Raw genomic sequence first — 17886 nt, forward strand, 5'->3', positions numbered from 1 at the left:
AACGATTCTGGCGGTGATTGCTCAATAATTATTTATGATTTCGGGATGAAGCTTATACTCACTGCTATTGCCGTTATGATACTCTCCAACAAAATCCTTTAAAGATTCAAAACTTAAACTTTTGCCCATTGCCTTTCCAATTAGAGTCAGCAAATTATTTGCCCGCATCTGGAAAAATGCTTCAAAGTCATCTCGCTGTAAACTTTTTGGAGATATAGCGTGCGATCGCAACATTTCATCCAGCCTTTTTGCTGATGTCCCAGAAAGTTCAAATTCCTCTAAATAAACGGAAGGTGCTTTACTACCAATCTTCTTGTTCGTTTTGGCACTTAAAGGTGTGCGATTAATCAAGCAGTTATACTTTTTGGGATCAATGCCCTGCTTGCGACACCATGCCACCGGAAAGATGTGATGCGAATCTATCTGTTCTTCAAAATAAATCACATCATTGATTTGTTCCCCAGTACACCAATCAATTGCCCCCTCGCGTCGTAATAAAGCTGCCAAACCCTGATACACTGCACCGTAACGTTTTCTAACGCTAATCAGCCTATCAAAGGAGAAATCCGCTTGGACAATGGTGAATGGAAGTGAGCCACCTGCTAACCAATTTACAACTTCTATAACGTCTCTCCCGGCTCTTGCCTCGTACCAGCGTGTATATATTTCACCAAACATCCCACACCATAACCAACGTTCCAGCATAGAACGTACCTGAAAAGAGCGGGAACGTTCTCCAAGAACGGTAAAAATTGCACTGAGAATGACTAATTGAATGGGGTAAGCTAAATCATCTGCATCAAAAATTTTTTGACTATAAAGGAAACGAGCAGACTCTTCAAAACCTCTGGTAATTGGGTCAGCCCATTTTTGATATTCTTCTTTGGTGAGTTTTAGTACTTCAGCACGACCACAAGCAACACCTGGTAATTTATCGACATTCCATCCTTGCTTTAAAGCTTCTATCCTCTTTGCGTATCCAGTTACCAAAGTAACTGCTTGTACAAAATCAGTGCTTCGTAGCTTTCGCAACACTTTTAATGATTGGAAGCGGTTTTTTCGCTGCTTCCAATCATCTCTCAGACTGAAGTCAGCAGTGCAATAGCTGGAACTCATTAAGTCGAAGTAATTGAGGTCACAGCCAGAAGTATTTGTATCCTCAAATACTTGGCAAACGCCTTCTTTTGGTAAGGAGTCACGTAATTGGATTACAGGTATTTGATAATGCTCAAATTTCTTCACAATTTCTAGTTCTAAAGTATCAATTAGTTCTAGTTTTTGAGGATTGTATCGCCAATACCTAGAGAATTTGCTACGCCATTCAGGAAAAGAGAAAACCTTGGATAAAGGAAACAAGAACGCCTCATATTCTTTTTCAGCAGTAGAACAATCAATTAAGTTACCTGAGAAAATTCGGATAATTTTGGATTCAGGTAATGCAACGATCGCCTTAATACGTTCGCATTCTGGGTCAAGGCATTTTTTGATATCCAGGTAGTACCACTTTTTAATACTTTTTTGGCTTTTTTGGTCTTTTATGGTTACAGGTAATTGAGATAGCAGCACCATAAACAGAGTTGTCAGGCGTTGCTGCCCGTCAAGGATTAGTAGGTTTGGAGCATAATTTTCTGGTTTTAATACCCCATCAAGCGGGCGCGGTTTGAATTGTCGGCTTTGATTACCTTGCTGAAGCATCATTACTGCACCAATTGGGTAAGCCAGAGATATACTGGCAAGCAGACGACGCACATGGATATCGTCCCAAATCCAATCTCGTTGAAAATCTGGAAGTTGGATACGTCCAGTTTTAATGTCTTTCATGACATCAAGGAGAAAATATTTAGTGATGTCAAAGGTAGAGATTGAGTTCATTTGATGTTCTGCCATTTTTGTCATCAAGAAAAATGCGGCTACTCATTACAGCTAGTACTTCTGTATGTCAGCCTAAGATTCTCTTTGGGGTAACAGCAAGGGGTTTTTGGGGCAGTTGGTCGTGAGTAGCGATCGCTTATGCTTAATCTTGAGGAAAGTCTGGAGGTAAGACAACAATTCCCCTTACTACTAGCTGCTTAAATTGATTGATTAAATCAGCTTGCCGTAATATTCGGGTAACGTATCTAGGCCGTCGATCAAAGTCTGTCCCCCAATCTTTAACAGTTTTTGGACTAGTACCTGTAACTTCTGCGATCGCATTAATGCAAGCTTTGCGATAATTACGTCCTGGTTCGTGAGTAACCCAACGACGACAATATTCCATCGGTTCTAGGGGCAACTGACAGAGGATATCAATTTGATGTTTATTTTGGTGGGATTGGCTCCCAGTTTGCATCTTGGGCGTTCGTGAGTTAGTAAGGGTTACAGCAGCAGGGAATTGTGAAGACACCTAGCTACTGCACCCAAAACCCATACTTGCTGACCTCAACTTAAGAAATATCTGCTCTTAGCACAAGTATTTTAGTCACGATTCACGAGTAAATTATTGTTGCGGAAAGTCAGGAGGTAGGACTATTTTTTTGATTTGGTTGAGCATATCAGCCATGCGTAAGATATGCGTTGCATAATTGGGGCGCTTCTCGAAGTTGGAACCCCAATTACCTATAGTTCTTGGACTCAGCCCAGTTGCTTCGGCGAGAGCGGCTATGCAGGCTTTTCTGTACCCCCGATCATCCGGGGACATATCAACCCATCTTTTACAGTATTCCATCGGCTCCAAGGGCTTTTCACTGAGCGCGTCGATTCTATATTCAACCCTTAGGCGAATGATGTCTATGACCTTGCTTGATCTGAGTAACACGTTTACTCACGATTCGTGACTACATTAAAGACATTATGAGCCACGATATATGTAGAAAAGCAATGTGATCGCTGATTATCGTTCAGGTATTATTTGCATCTTGAATAACAAAGGTAATATGATTTTTTTGTGCGTACACATAACTAGGTGCTAAGTTAGAAAACTAACTAGTAAAATAGCAAGCAATGAGCAATGAAGCTAATACCTGCCGTAAGTATGTTGAGCCAAAACTAAGAGATGCAGGGTGGGAAAAAGAGCCTCACGATTATACTGAGCAGTATTACTTCACTAATGGCAAAATTCGCCCCAAGAACAAGCGTCAACCTCGTGGTGAACGAAAATTTACAGATTATTTGCTGCTGTATAACGGAGAATTTCCATTAGCCGTAGTAGAGGCGAAAAGGAAACATAAAACTCCTGATGAGGGACTGGAACAGGCAATAGACTATGCCAATCTTCTAGGGGTGAAGTTTGCTTACTCCACTAACGGACAAGGAATTGTAGAGTTTGATTTCATCACGGGTAAGCAGTCTGATGTGATGGAATCGTTTCCCAGCCCTGATGAACTTTGGCGACGATTAACTGGGGAAGCGAAGGAGCAAATTAGAACAGACATAGCAGAAAAACTGTTAACTCCGTTTTATCCAATTCTAGATAAACCACTGCGCTACTATCAACGAAATGCTATTAATGCTGCACTAGCGGCAATTTTCAAAGGTCAAAAGCGCCTACTGCTAACAATGGCAACGGGAACGGGTAAAACTACTGTTGCTTTCCAAATAGCTTGGAAACTGTCAAGTTTGGAGTGGAATACTTCTGGAGAATCTCGTTCTCCTAGAATTCTGTTTTTGGCAGATCGGAATATTTTGGTAGATGACCCGATGAATAAAGACTTTTCTGCCTTTAATCAAGAAAGAATTTACAAAATTCAGGGGGAAGCGAAAAAAGGACGTGATCTCTACTTTGCTATTTATCAAGCAATTGGTGATACACAATATAGCTTTGGACTTTACAGAGAATATAATCCTGATTATTTTGACTTGATTATTGTTGATGAGTGTCACCGAGGTAGCGCCAGGGATGAAAGTAACTGGCGACAAATTCTAGAACATTTTGAACCTGCGTATCAGTTAGGACTTACAGCAACACCGCTACGCGATGATAATGTTGATACCTATCGCTACTTTGGCAATCCCCTTTACACATATTCCCTCAAACAAGGGATTGATGATGGTTTCTTAGCTCCCTATCGAGTTTATCGGATTACTACCCGTTCCGATCGGGAAGGATGGCGACCTAACGCTGGACAGATTGACCGCTATGGAAGAACAATTCCCAATGAAGTTTATCTCACTCCAGACTTTGAGCGGAAATTGGTGAGACAAGCACGGACAAAGGCGATCGCACAACACATTACTGATTTTTTGAGGAGTGGCGATCGCTATGCCAAAACCATTGTCTTTTGCGTAGATGAGCAACACGTTAAGGCAATGATCAAGGAATTACGCAATCTCAACAGCGATATCACCAGAACAAATCCTGACTATATCACTCGCATTACCTCTGAAGCTGGTGATGTGGGTAAGGGACATCTATACAAATTTAAAGATGTCTTAAATGAAACTCATATTATTGCTGTAACTGCTAGGTTACTAACAACAGGGGTAGATATTCCTACCTGTAAAAATGTTGTGCTTGCCCGTGTTATTCGTTCAATGACAGACTTTAAGCAGATTATTGGGCGGGGAACCCGTGTACGAGAAGAACGGGGTAAACGGTCGTTTAATATACTCGACTACACCAATAGCACGGTGTTGTTTGAAGATAGAGATTTTGATGGAGAACCCGCCCTTATTAATGAATCAGAGATAGATGATCAGGGGGAAATACTCTCTGAACATGAAGAGGAATTAGATTCAGAAGAGTTAGAAGAGGAAGCAGACGACTTGGAAGACGATGAAAGGTCTGGATTTCCGGGACTTCCAGATGATGATGACATACCACCTCGGAAATATTACGCTGACGGGGGAAGCGAAGAGATTGTTGAAGAAAGAATCTATGATTTAAATCCAGATAATCAACTGCGCTTGTCTCGATTAATTGACTACACCAGAGAACAAGTTCGCATCCTGTATCGTTCCACTATAGAAATACAGCAACGCTGGGCAGATCCAGAACAGCGTTCAGAGATTATTGAGTTGTTGGCGGATAGGGATATTGATTTTGATGAGTTAAAACAAGTTACTAAGCTTCCCGAAGCTGACCCTTTTGATTTACTATGTCATATTGCCTTTGATGCTCCGGTGCTGACTTGCAAGCAACGGGCTGAAGCGTTGCGTCGTCGTAAGCCGGACTTTTTTCAGCAATACGGAGAAGATACAAGGGCTATTTTAGAGATTATTTTGGACAAGTATGCACAAAAAGGGGTAGATGAGTTTAATATTCCGACGACATTTAAGGCGAACCGCGAGTTTGATAACTATGGCAATGTAGTTGAAATTGTTCAACGATTTGGTGGGGTTAAACAACTTAGGAAGGCGGTGAATCAATTGCAAAGACTACTTTATACTGCATAAAGATACAAAACATTTTACTTTTTTAAATGTAACTACAGGGTTTTATGAATAAGAAGAATAAAATAAATGAGAATAGTAATAGCGAGCATAATTTACGGTTAAGCTTGGAGCAAAACTGTTATCACTCGCTCAAAAAAGGCTATACATTATATAATGAAGCTGACAAAACTAAAGACGGCTGGTTACTTAAAGAATCATTAATTTGGATTCATCATGGAATTGAACTTGGTATTAAATTATTACTGGTTCAAACTAATGAATATCTAATTTTTGAAAATGTAGATATTGCTTTAACTCAATTATTAACCCTTCGTCAAGCACAACCTAATGCTACTATATTAGACCTGTTTGAAGAGCCAGAAAGTCCACGTTCTGTAACTCTGATCACTGCTATGAAACGAGTTGCTATTATGCTAAAAATAAGTGATTTGCTAAAAGATAGCGAATTAGAAAAAAATATTATACTCTTAAATGAATATCGCAATAAGATAGTCCACTACTCAGTTAACTTAGAATTTGAAACTGTTCATCCATTGGTTTTAAAAGCTGTTGAACAATTTTTATCTTTATTAGAAAATAATATTAAAGATGAGCAATTTATTAAAGATTACCTTCCAGAAATTCGGCGCATAGATATTCCTATGCGTAGTTTATTTGAGATTGTAACTAAAAATGTAAAAAATAGAATATTAACTTTAATAAATTTATTTGATGGACAAAAAGTATCGGGTAAATTATTTAATTTAGAACAGGATATATCGCTTCCAAAATTTGAAATTGAAAGCTTAAATATTACTGAAGAAGCTTATTATAGAGTGATAGTAGAAGCAGAGACATTAAATAAAGAAAAATGGATTGTTATTCTTCAAGCAGGTGTACCTAATCACCATCTAATTCAATCACTTTATCATACTGTACTAACTCGTAAAATTACCCAGCAAGACCAACAAGAAAAAACAATAATCTGGCTAATAAATTTCAGTGGGCAACATCTAATAAAAAATACAATTTGTGAGACTTTCCAGAAATGGGATGTTTTAATTTCGGATCAAGGTAATCTACAAAAAATCGAGCAAGAATTAATAAAATCATTATAACTATCCTTATGATTACTTAAACATAAATGCCCAAACGCCCTACTAAACAAAATAATCAATCCATAACCACTGCCCAAAAATTGGGTAGCGTGGTTAAGTCAGCGCGTGACATCATGCGGACGGATAAGGGATTAAATGGAGAATTAGATCGGCTTCCGCAGTTGACTTGGATCATGTTTTTGAAACTTTTGGATGATTCCGAGAAACTGCATGAGGTGGAAGCAGAGTTAGAGGGAATATCCTATAAACCAACGATTCAACCGCCTTATCGCTGGCGAGATTGGGCAGCTAATGAAAATTTTACTGGCGATCGCCTCAAAATTTTCATCAACAATGATGAGGCAACTTTACCAGATGGTACGAAAGGAGCAGGGTTACTCGCCTATTTGCGGAATCTCAAAAGCAAAACCGGACGCGATCGCGCTGATGTAATCGCCAAGGTGTTCAAAGATGTCACTAACCGCATGATTAGCGGGACTTTGCTGTGGGATGTGCTGAATAAAGTAAATGATATTCACTTTGATAAATCAGAAGAAGTGAATCTCCTCAGCACCCTTTATGAGTCCATGCTGAAGGAAATGCGAGACGCGGCCGGAGATTCGGGAGAGTTTTACACCCCCCGTCCGGTAGTGCGGTTTATCGTGCAGGTGATGGAACCGAAGCTGGGGGAAACCATTTTTGACCCTGCTTGCGGAACAGGTGGTTTTTTGGTTGAGGCGTATGAATACCTGAAAAAGAATTGTAGCGCCCAAGATTGGCAGATATTACAAAAAAGCATTATTGGCGGTGAGGCAAAATCCTTGCCTTTGATGTTAGCGCACATGAGTTTGCTGTTACATGGGTTTGAATATCCCGATATTGATGATGGAAATAGTCTGCGGTTTACCCTGGCGGAGATGGGTGAAAAAGATTGGGTAAATGTGATTCTCACAAATCCGCCGTTTGGGGGTGAGGAGGAAGACAGAATTAAAAATAACTTTCCCCCAGATAGACAACCCAAAGAAACGGCGTTGTTATTCCTTCAGTTGATTATGCGTCGTCTCAGACAAAGGCCAAAACCAGGACGCGCAGCAGTAGTATTTCCCAATGGAGTGCTGTTTGGGGATGGAATTTGCGCCAAGATCAAGGAAGATTTGCTCAAGGATTTTAATCTGCATACGATTGTCCGTTTACCTGACGGGGTGTTTGCCCCTTATACCCCCATTCCGACAAATTTGTTATTTTTTGACCGTTCTGGACAAACAGATGAAATTTGGTACTATGAGTTACCTTTGCCAGAGGGACGCAAAACTTACACCAAAACTAAGCCGATACAAGATGAAAATTTTGCTGAATGCGTGGCATGGTGGAAGAACCGACAAGAGAATGAACGAGCTTATAAATATAACTTTAGGGAAGTTTATAATCAAGCGAAAAAAGAAGCAACACCTCATTGGAATGCTGCTGAGAAAGCAGAGAAAAGTGCTAATCAGCTTGCAAAGACAGTTAAAGAATTAGCTGAGAAAATCCAAAGTTTACAGAATTCAATTTTGGATTTTTCCCCATCAAAAGATATTGCACGGATTCAGAATCAGGTTCAGTTTCTTAAGGATGAGGTTAAACAAGCCCAAACTGAGGAGCAAAGTCAGCGTCAAATTGCTAAAGATGAAAATGCTAAAGGAGATGCTATTTACTGGGCGATTTATAATCTTGACCGGAAAAACCCGAATAATCAAAAGGATTTTGAGCATTTACCGCCTGAGCAGTTAGTGGCTGACATTTTGGAGAAGGATAGACGGGTTGCTGCAATTATGGCAGAGATTAAGCAATTTTTCGCAGGTGCCGAGTAATGAGTTATGTTTCTCAAGTCAGCCTGGGTACATTACTCACTTTAGAACGCCGTCCAGTTGAAATCCTTCCTGATGCTCAGTATGCCGAAATAGGAATTTATTGTTTCGGACGTGGGATTTTTCATAAAATACCCAGAACTGGACTTGAAGTAGGTGATAAACAGCTTTTCCTAATTCAAGAGGGAGATTTTATTCTTCAAGTTACATTTGCTTGGGAAGGTGCGGTAGGACTAGCTTCTAAAGCAGAAGAAGGGATGTATGGTTCAACTCGGTTCCCAACTTTTCGTGTAAATCAAACTCTATGCTTACCTCCATATTTGTTAAATTACTTTCGCACTCCAGCAGGTTTAGAACAATTAATAAAAATTTCTCCTGGTTCCGCTGGTAGAAATCGAGTTTTAAGTTTAAAAAGAATTCCAGAAGTTTTAGTTCCGCTACCACCGCTAGAGAAACAATGGCAGATTGTGGCGCAGATTAAAAAACTGACGGGAAAAGTTGAGGAAGTGCGATCACTTCGTCAAAAAGCATTAGAAGAAACAGAAGCTTTTATTACTAGCTTACATTTAAGCTTGGCAGATTCAAAGATAGTTACACTTGATGAAATTCTTACTCTAGACGAACAGCAAGAGCAAGTTTTATTTGGAAAACAGTACCCTCAAGTGGGAGTCAAAGGGTTTGGAGGAGGACTTTTTGCTAAAGAAGCTATAGACGCAACTCAAACTACTTATAAAGCTTTTAACTGCTTGTACGAAGGTGCGCTAGTACTAAGTCAGGTTAAAGGATGGGAAGGTGCTATAGGTATTTGTCCGTCTTACTTAGTTGGTAAATACGTTTCTCCTGAATACCGTACTTTTCGTTGTATCCCAGGAAAAGCTATTCCAGAATATTTATCGGCATTAGTTGCTACGCCTTGGTTTTGGACTAAACTAAAAGACTTAACCAGAGGAATGGGAGGACGACGCGAACGCACTCGCCCAGAGCAATTTCTGAAAATGAAAATATCCATGCCAACAGTTGAATATCAGCAGAAGGCAATCCCTATTTTTAATCAAATAGACAAGATGAAACGACTAAGAGTAGAGGCCATGAAAGAACTTAATGCTCTATTACCTTCCATTTGGGACAAAGCATTCAAAGGAGAATTGTAGATAAAACTAACCAATTCCCCTTACAAGGTCTGCTAAAATCGATACTTAACGAAGCATTCAAAAGGGAATTGTGAGCCTTACTCTTCAAATTCCGACTGTCAACGATAACCTAGATGACTTTGATAGCTTGTTTCAACTTTGGCAAAAAGTCAACCAAGACTGCTCAGAAGTAATCTTCGACTTTTCCAAATGTTGGTTTCTACGACCAAACGCAGTAGCTTTTCTGGGTGGATTAATTCGGTTAATTGAATCACAAGGTAGAAAAGTCACTTTTCAACAACATACTCTTCATAAAAAAGTCAAGATAAATCTGCAACAAAATGGTTTTATGTATGCCTTTTGCCAGGATATGGAACCTTGGCAGGGAAACTCTATCCCGTATCGAGAAGATCCAAAGCAAAATAAAGATGAGTTGGTTCAATACCTAGCCGAACAATGGCTTGGTAGAGGCTGGGTTCATGTCAGCCAAAATTTGCAAAAGCTGATTGTTGCAACAGTGTTAGAAATTTATGCCAATGCTTTTGAACATGGACGGACAGATATAGGGGTCTTTAGCTGCGGACAACATTATCCTGACCTGAAACAACTTAAACTGACAGTCGTTGACTTTGGCGTAGGAATCCCTCAAAATGTGCGCGATTTCCAGAATAATCCCAACTTACCAGCAGACCAAGCATTAAAATGGGCTTTTCAAAAGGGGACAACTACCAGGGGTGGACGAGTAACGGGTGGTATTGGTCTTGACTATTTAAAACAATTTGTTCATATAAATAAGGGAAGACTTCAAATTTTAAGCCATGATGGATGTGCGACAATAGATGAAAAACAGGAAGTTTACGAAAATAGACAAAGTTTCTTTGGAGGAACACTGGTAAATATTACACTCCTGTGCGACGAATCGTATTATGCTTTGGAGTTTGAACCAGATGACGAGCCGTTGTTTTAAGGGTGATGTGCGGACTATGAAACACGAAATCTTAACCCTTGTAGGCAAAAACTGTATTACACCTGGCGATGGTCAGAAAGTGTACGATTTGGTTCATCCAGAATTATTAGCTCTTAATGAAGTTGAGCTAGACTTTGCAGGAGTAGAAATTTTTGCTTCCCCGTTCTTTAACTTTGCTATTGGACAATTACTTCGGGATATTAAGCCAGAAACCCTAAACCGTCTGCTCAAGTTCTCCAATCTAAATACGGTTGGTAAACAAATACTCAAACTAGTAATAGAAAATTCCAAGCGGTATTACTCCGACCCTGATTTCCGTAGTAGAGTAGACCAAGTTATCAGCGAACAAGCAAATACACAGTAATGCCAGTCAACTACACAGTTCAGGCTGAAGTGGTTGATATCCGGTCTGACGCTCCGAAAAATGATGATATTTTCTTAGTAGATACAAACGCCTGGTATTGGTATACCTATACTAATGCCAGTATTTCATCTCGTCCTTATCAGATTACAGAGTATCCTTCCTACATTGCCAAAGCCATTTCTGCTAACTCATTACTTTTATACTGCGGTCTTTCATTGGCAGAATTAGCACACAACATCGAGCAAACAGAAAGAGAAATATTTTCTTCTACATTAAAATCTAAAGAATACCGCCATAACTTCCCAACGGAGAGAGCAAAAGTTGTAGCAGAAGTTCAAACCGCTTGGAGCCAGGTGATATCTAGTGCTGTATGCACAGATGTTTTGGTTAGCGAAGAAACAAGCAATGCGGCGCTAACCAGATTTCAAACCCAATTACTTGACGGTTACGACTTGCTGATACTGCAAGCGATGGACAAAGCTGGAGTTACACAAATAATTACCGATGATGGTGATTATGTGACTGTCCCAGGTATTAAAGTTTTTACTGCAAATAGTGGTGCGATCGCAGCTGCAACAAGCCAAGGCAAACTTTTGGTCAGGTAGAAGTGTGAGTACCTAAACCTTCTAAATCGGCTTTTTACAGTCTGCCATCTCTGCACAAGCTTTTATTGGTGAAGCAGGTACTAGGCAGCCAAATTCATGAGGTGATCGCTTGAACTTGTGGGGTTTGGGTTGGGAGGTGCGATCACATTCTTAAAAAAGCAAGTTAAAGTTTAATACCTGCATCTTATAAAGTTGTATTGCAGTTGCTTGTAACAACCATCATTAATTAAACTCTTACTCTTGGTCGCTGGTTAATCTTGATTCTCATACGATTATATAAATCAACTTGAGGATCGGAATGGCTAATGGAAGCAACTAAGGCATAACGTTGCATATCTATTTCATCTGGATTTGCCCATTTACGGTTACAACTCACAACCAGGATCATGTTTCCTTCATCATATTTTGTGGATTGAGGAAAGATTTCTACTAGTCCCCTTTGTATTGTTCCCTTTTTCCGCAGTTTAGAACCCGGCGATAACTTGACTTCAATGCCAGCACCATATTTTTGCTTTAACTTTTTCTTTGTATCTTCTGTAGACTCATTAGCAGAATTTGCCTTACTCACAGCTTCGTAAGCATTTCTCACAATTTCGTGGTCGATTCCTTTAAAAAGGTCGAATTCCATTGTGACTCCTAGATATGAGTCCCCGCGAGTTGGGCGAGTTGGCGGGTCAAATGCCAAGCTAATTGATAATATACGAGTGCCTTTTGTTTTAATAAAATCAGGTGGCAACTGGGGAATTTCATAAATATGAAAATAGCCTACTTTTATCAAAATATTGTCTTCTGATAGAACAACATAGTTCTCGGCAGAATACATTGCACGTTGCAAGTCAGGCTGCCCATAGCCATAGATTGCTAATTGCTTTTTAATTTGTTTACTTTGAGACTTATTGCCTTTACATTGAAATTCAGGTGGAATTTCCTTGGGAACAAGTGCAGAGTTAACAATAAGCGCCCGAATCAAATTAGAACTAGCTTCTGGGTATTTTGTAAAAAGTTGAGCAGCAAGGTTAGCAACACGAGGTGCAGCAAAGCTCGTACCACTACAGATATGAAATAAAGAACTTTTGAAATCTTTGCATAGAGTTAGAACAGAAACACCAGCTACACTATCTGGCAATACATTGACTTTAGGTAGACCTAAAGTTTCTCGATAACTCAGGTCTAATACTAAATCTCCACCAAAGTCTACAACATCAGGTTTAATCATTCCATCTACGCTAAAGCCAGTTCTGGTAAATGGAGAAGGGTATCCTGATAAATTTGCGATCGCCTGACGACGAACATCAGAAGGTTCTGTGACACTACCGCGACCAAATGATAAAGAACCTACGGTCAATGCAATTGCTGAAGTTGCTGGGTCAATAATTCGAGCGCTCTTGTTCAGCAGATAATTTGGGTAATCAGTCCGTAGCTGCTCATTTGACTCTGCCTCTTCATAAAAAGCATTACCAGCTGAAATTACAAACAGAATATTTTTATGTTGGTATTGATAAGCAATTTCATCTATTTTGGCGGCTAGCCGAAACTGCTTCAGACCATCTCGGTAAATTTGATCGGCATTACCTAGCGAAATATTGATAACTTTGCAATTAGGATACTGTTCAACAAAAGCACGAATAACTTCATCAAATTGAGTTTCTATGAGAAGATCCTCATCATATCTGTTATTCTCATCTGTTACACGAGCAGAAAATAACCAAGCTGTTGGATCAAAGGAACGCTGTTGAATGCAGTTTTCAACATTTCCATAGATAGCAATGCCAGCTACATTTGTACCATGCCCATGCACATCATCAGATCCACCTTTTATCAATTGCCGTTTCGCATCTGGGAATACTTCAGCCTCACCCAGTACCTTAGAAATTAAAGGATGATGACGCTGTACACCAGAGTCAATAACAAGAACGCCGCAATTATCTTCAGGTGGGGGAACAACTTCAGGAAAATCGGAAATTGGCAGATTATAGTCAGCCGCTGTTTCAAAAGCAGGTTGGGGAGGGCGATCAATTTCTTTAACAATTTCCTCTAGCAGCAGAAGATTTAAAACTTCATTAGTCACTTTAATCCGAGCAATACAGAGATAGTCACCTATGTAGCTATCACTCATTCTCATAGGAGCAGTATCGCTGGTTAAACTTTCTAGAACATCGGCAATATCATCTAAATACTTCCGCATTTCTTTTCGATTGCCTGTGTGCCAAAGTTCTAAATCCAAAGCGGCAAGTTCACCAGGTTGTACACGTTTTATATCTAAGAGACGACCAATGCGATCTTCAGGTTCGAGGGGAACTAGCTCATCGATTGCCCCTAAGTATTCATATTTGGGGCCATCTTTAATTTGGCTGTAATTCTCTAACCGCTTCTTGAATTCTGTTAGCTCATTGTCGGATGAGAAGACAACAATAGCTTTATTGGGTTCGCGTGCTAAAACATTTAGTCCTATTTGAGTTACCAAATTGTCTGAAAAAGAATATTTTTCAGTAACTTTTATCTTAAAAATCAATTTTGGATCAAGACGGAAAGGGCTGGTCTTTTGTTTAACAGGCTCAATTAGCGTAGAAATTTGACCTAATAGCTGCTTACCGTGTTCACTAACATCAGTACGTTTTGTACCACCAAAACCACCACCAGTGGAGCGCCGAGGTAATTCAATGTTTATTATTCTAGGTAATTTCAGGTGTTCAAACTGACTCCCCATTGTGGTTCGACGTAAATAATTATGTTGAGTTTGCTATTATACTTTGTCTTTCTAAAAAACGTCCTATCGCAACCTCTAAATCATCAGCAGTCAAGGTACGTTCGCCCCGTAGAATCACGGCTTTAATTGCATCAGAGCATATACGCTCTATATCTGCTCCAGTAGCATTCTCAAGTCGATCAGCAAAGGTAGACAGATTAATAGCAGTATAACGGATAGCAGATAAGTAACGACTCAAAAGAGCCGTCCGTAGTTCAACTGATGGGTTATCAAAGAAAATAACTTCATCAAATCGTCGCCAAACAGCACTGTCTAGAAGTTTTTCGTGATTGGTGGCCGCGACAAATATGCTTTGATTGGTTGCATTATCGATGAGTTGTAGCAAACTATTCACTAAGCGTTTGACTTCACCATGCTCATTTAAGTTGTCGCGATCGCGGGCGATCGCATCAAACTCATCAAACAAAACAAGCCATTCTCCCTTTTCGATATAGGTAAAAATTTTCTGAAGATTGGTTGCAGTTTCACCTAAGTAAGAAGAGAATACTGCTGTTAGGTTCACGTAAACGAGCGGCAGACCCAGTGCGCTGGAGAGAACTTTTGCGGTTTGAGTTTTGCCACAGCCTGGTGGGCCACAGAATAGTAATTTATTTTTGGGCTTGAGGTTATAGGCTGCAAGAATGTCCTGCTTGCGGTTTTCGAGGACGATTTCTTGCAGGGTATCAAAAATTTTTTCACTAAGGACGATGTGATCCCATGTCAGATCGAATTGTTTTACCTCAAGCAAGGCAAGCCCAGTATCCTTATCTTTAGGTGGTTCAGGAAACTGGTTCCAGGGGGTAGGGTTAGCAGCTAAGGGTTTAGTGTATCCATTCCCATTTTCAAGCAGCTTTTCTAAATCCCTAGCAAGCAATATATGATTTTTATTTCTTTCTTCTTCAATAAGTTCTTTGGCGGCAGCTAAAAACTCTTCTCTCTCATTGCGAGAGAAGCTTCTGAAGAGTTTTCTAATGATTTCGCCACGTGCCATATTTTAGAGCCGGAATCGGATACTTCACATACCCTAATTTTATAGTACTTTTTTACTATAAAATATGAAAAGCTATTTATCATAGCACTGAAATATTACACCTGACAGGAATAATCCCTCAAGTTCTTTAGCTGAGACCGATTTTTCTACTGTCCGGCGCTTGTTCTTTGGAGGCTACAAGCGCCGCCGCTCTATCCCTCAGATTGGTGTCATTTGACACTAATCGACGGGGGATTAAATCAAAACTTCTCCCAACGGGTAATAGTTATTTAGTTAACACATAGCATAAAATTAGCCATCACCTTTGTTAACGACGCTTCTGACGCTTCGCCATTTTTGCAAAAGGCAGAGAACAATGAGGGCATTGCCCTACCTCCTAATCGGCAGGTATTGGAAATGGTGTCTCACAGTTAGTACATTTTGTTAATAAACCCAACTCGTGGCGATCGCAATTTCTGGCGATAATTCTGTTGATGAGAGCAAAGTTGACTATTGTGAGAATTTTGTGAGTGAAGTTAGAGTACGTAGACATACCCTGTCAATTCTTTAACGGTATCGCCTCCATAAACGCCGCCAAAGCAAAAGTACTAAAATAGCGATGACAAATCCGCTAATAGTGTATACTCCCTTAGTAGCTGGGATTAGCCACCAAGGTTCCTTTGGGGTTGTCTGTTGTGTACTTGTTACTGGTTGCGTAGTTTTTATCTGTGGTGTACCTGTTGCTCGTTCTGGACTTACTTTAACTTTGAATGATCTGATTAGAGTAGACCTTACAGGGTTATCATTTTCTTTATCTAGTCCTGGTAAAGCGGCAATAAACGAGCCAAAAGTCCATCCCGCAGCTAAGAGGCTAACGAAAGTTTGAAAGTTGCGATCGCGTTCAGCTTTTTCTACTTCAACTCGACTACGAACGGCATTAATGGTATCTGATAGTAATTTTAAACCTCGTTCCAGGTTTTCTGAGTCTTTAGTTATCTGTAGGCGATATTTATCTTTAACTAATTTACTAAACTCTGTTAAAAACTTCACTTCTGTCTCTTTATTTGATTGAAGTTTGTTAGACTTTTGTTTAATTCTACCCAGACGTTTTTCATAATTACTTAAATTAATATCAATTGTACCGCCTTGAAAATCAAGGATAGTTAACTCTCTTGTATATTCATTTAGTGTATTTTGCACATCAACTAATGTTTTATGCAAAGTATTTAACTCGCTTCCCTTATTTCTAGCTTGCTCAATAGTATCACTTCCAACTTTAATTTTAGTAAAATAAGTTTGTAGAGAATGTTTTAATAAACGACTTTGACTATAAGCCCAAACTATTTTGTGCCGATAATAAAATAAACGTATCCAGTCAGAATAAAATTTGCCAGATTGGTTTAAAGTAGCTTCATCGGGATATATAATTATAATAAAATGCTGATTATTTTGAGTTAGTTCAAAAATATTTGCTCCGAGAAAGTGTCCTTGACCTTGTAAATCTCCTTCCCAATCTAAACCGGGCATTAGTGCCTGATAGCAAGTTTGAGCAATCTCTTCGGAGCTTTTCGTTTGAGAAGGAGGTAGCCAGCCTGAGAGCATCCAGGTTTGCCCAATAGTAGCTGTTTGACTCTTCAACATTCGCTCAATTTCAGCTTTGATATCTACAAAGCATTTAGCAGGTTGAGCATTAGTTTTATTTTTTAACGCACACTCTACAAGTAAGCCATAACTATCACCGAGTAGTACAGGATAGAAATAGCCCTCATATTGGTCGTTCTGATGTTTTGTCTGTGCGTATACATCTTTGAGCAGATGAACATATTCGCCTTGCAAATCTTGCTCATTCTCTAATAATAATGGACGAATATATTCAGGAATTTTAATATAAAAAGATTCTTGATTCTGCTTAATCTCTTCTGGAGTATCGCCTAAACTATACTTCAAGTCATAGAGAAAGAGGTCGATAGTGGGATATATGAGGTCAGCCATTCAAGGAAAAAATGTTAGAGTTTTTATTTCTGGATGGTAGATACAGATAAATAAAGTTTTTCCTCTTTGTATATAGACAGAAATATTTTATTGTCACTCAGTCTGGTAATAAATAAATTTATTGACTTATAGCTCAAGTCGATTTCAACCAAATTATAGATACTTTTAGTCCATTTTCAGAAAGTTTTGCCATCAGTGTAGTCATCTATTGACAATTACGCAAGAGAAAATAGGAATTAACCCCGCCTTTTTAGTTAGGCGGGTTAAGGACAATGGAGTAAAACGCTACGGCTAAGGCAAATCTAAATAATAGATGAATTAGAATAGCGTTATTTTTGTGCAAAATTTTGGTTTAAAAATTGTTGCAATTGCTCAAAGCTACTTAATTTTTTGGCAGTTTCAGAAGGATTGGGAGCTGCTAAAACCTTGATAGCCATATTGGTAATTTCATTGCTTCTCAAGTCTGAAGGGCTAACTTGTGGAATAGCGCGGGTTGTGGGTTGAGGTTTCTGCTTTGGTACAGCTTGTTCTAGTTCAGCCTTGCTGGGTAGTAAATTCAGGGGCATTGTATCACCTAAATTATCTAATTGATATTTGACAGCTTTAAACCGTTGATTTAAAGGTTCGTTAGCTTGAATCATCACCAACAAGCGGGGTTCGATGAGTATCTCCCAGGCTTTTGGGTTGGCAGAAAGTTGTTCAGCAACTTGGTATAAATCAGACTGTTCTCTATCGCTCAAAGGAGTCTCTGAATCCTTCAAAGCTAGTAATAGAGCTAATAAAGTATTATGAAGATTGGTTGTTTCCATAGAAAAATTA

The 17886-nt window shown here is 39.4% G+C and carries 15 protein-coding genes; 7 read left to right on the plus strand and 8 right to left on the minus strand.

Annotated features, from left to right (window positions below; translation table 11 throughout):
- Positions 1-21: 21 nt before the first annotated feature.
- The 3 genes from H6G96_RS10225 to H6G96_RS10235 form a co-directional block, all read right to left on the minus strand.
- A complete protein-coding gene (locus tag H6G96_RS10225; protein ID WP_242063228.1) occupies positions 22-1872 on the minus strand; it encodes a DUF262 domain-containing protein in 1851 nt (616 codons plus the stop codon).
- Between the two features lie 142 nt (positions 1873-2014).
- Positions 2015-2329 carry a hypothetical protein gene (locus H6G96_RS10230; protein ID WP_190911565.1) on the minus strand — a complete coding sequence of 105 codons (315 nt, stop codon included), beginning with the start codon at positions 2327-2329 and terminating at the stop codon, positions 2015-2017.
- A gap of 147 nt (positions 2330-2476) precedes the next feature.
- The gene (locus H6G96_RS10235; protein ID WP_190911361.1) at positions 2477-2794 is read right to left on the minus strand and encodes a hypothetical protein; all 318 of its coding nucleotides are present in this window, start codon (positions 2792-2794) and stop codon (positions 2477-2479) included.
- 185 nt (positions 2795-2979) lie between these two features.
- Here H6G96_RS10235 and H6G96_RS10240 point away from each other — a divergent pair, with 185 nt between their 5' ends.
- The 7 genes from H6G96_RS10240 to H6G96_RS10270 all read left to right on the plus strand — a co-directional run bounded on the left by H6G96_RS10240 (position 2980) and on the right by H6G96_RS10270 (position 11359).
- Complete coding sequence (locus H6G96_RS10240; RefSeq protein ID WP_190911362.1) at positions 2980-5370, plus strand: DEAD/DEAH box helicase family protein; 2391 nt, start codon at positions 2980-2982, stop codon at positions 5368-5370.
- A gap of 44 nt (positions 5371-5414) precedes the next feature.
- Complete coding sequence (locus H6G96_RS10245) at positions 5415-6467, plus strand: hypothetical protein (protein ID WP_190911363.1); 1053 nt, start codon at positions 5415-5417, stop codon at positions 6465-6467.
- Between the two features lie 26 nt (positions 6468-6493).
- Positions 6494-8296 carry an N-6 DNA methylase gene (locus H6G96_RS10250; RefSeq protein WP_190911364.1) on the plus strand — a complete coding sequence of 601 codons (1803 nt, stop codon included), beginning with the start codon at positions 6494-6496 and terminating at the stop codon, positions 8294-8296.
- A complete protein-coding gene (locus H6G96_RS10255) occupies positions 8296-9444 on the plus strand; it encodes a restriction endonuclease subunit S (RefSeq protein ID WP_190911365.1) in 1149 nt (382 codons plus the stop codon). Before H6G96_RS10250 ends, H6G96_RS10255 begins: the two co-directional genes overlap by 1 nt.
- Positions 9445-9514: 70 nt before the next feature.
- On the plus strand, positions 9515-10390 hold the full coding sequence (locus tag H6G96_RS10260) for an ATP-binding protein (protein WP_190911366.1): 876 nt from the start codon (positions 9515-9517) through the stop codon (positions 10388-10390).
- Positions 10391-10406: 16 nt separating this feature from the next.
- Positions 10407-10754, plus strand: a complete 348-nt coding sequence (locus H6G96_RS10265) for an STAS-like domain-containing protein (RefSeq protein ID WP_190911566.1) — start codon at positions 10407-10409, stop codon at positions 10752-10754.
- Positions 10754-11359, plus strand: coding sequence for a hypothetical protein (locus H6G96_RS10270; RefSeq protein ID WP_190911367.1), 606 nt, complete (start codon positions 10754-10756; stop codon positions 11357-11359). Before H6G96_RS10265 ends, H6G96_RS10270 begins: the two co-directional genes overlap by 1 nt.
- A gap of 226 nt (positions 11360-11585) precedes the next feature.
- Here H6G96_RS10270 and H6G96_RS10275 read toward each other — a convergent pair whose 3' ends face one another.
- The 5 genes from H6G96_RS10275 to H6G96_RS10295 all read right to left on the minus strand — a co-directional run bounded on the left by H6G96_RS10275 (position 11586) and on the right by H6G96_RS10295 (position 17876).
- Positions 11586-14066: a S8 family peptidase gene (locus H6G96_RS10275; protein WP_190911368.1), complete on the minus strand. Its 2481-nt coding sequence runs from the start codon at positions 14064-14066 to the stop codon at positions 11586-11588.
- A 19-nt stretch (positions 14067-14085) separates the two neighbouring features.
- Positions 14086-15096, minus strand: a complete 1011-nt coding sequence (locus tag H6G96_RS10280) for an ATP-binding protein (RefSeq protein ID WP_190911369.1) — start codon at positions 15094-15096, stop codon at positions 14086-14088.
- Positions 15097-15472: 376 nt separating this feature from the next.
- Entirely contained in the window at positions 15473-15628 is a 156-nt protein-coding gene (locus tag H6G96_RS10285; RefSeq protein WP_190911583.1) for a hypothetical protein, read from the minus strand.
- Between the two features lie 14 nt (positions 15629-15642).
- The gene (locus tag H6G96_RS10290) at positions 15643-17067 is read right to left on the minus strand and encodes a hypothetical protein (protein WP_190911370.1); all 1425 of its coding nucleotides are present in this window, start codon (positions 17065-17067) and stop codon (positions 15643-15645) included.
- Between the two features lie 329 nt (positions 17068-17396).
- Entirely contained in the window at positions 17397-17876 is a 480-nt protein-coding gene (locus H6G96_RS10295; RefSeq protein ID WP_206757667.1) for a hypothetical protein, read from the minus strand.
- Between the last annotated feature and the right edge of the window lie 10 nt (positions 17877-17886).

This window comes from Nostoc sp. FACHB-892 (assembly GCF_014698795.1).
Taxonomy (GTDB): domain Bacteria; phylum Cyanobacteriota; class Cyanobacteriia; order Cyanobacteriales; family Nostocaceae; genus Nostoc.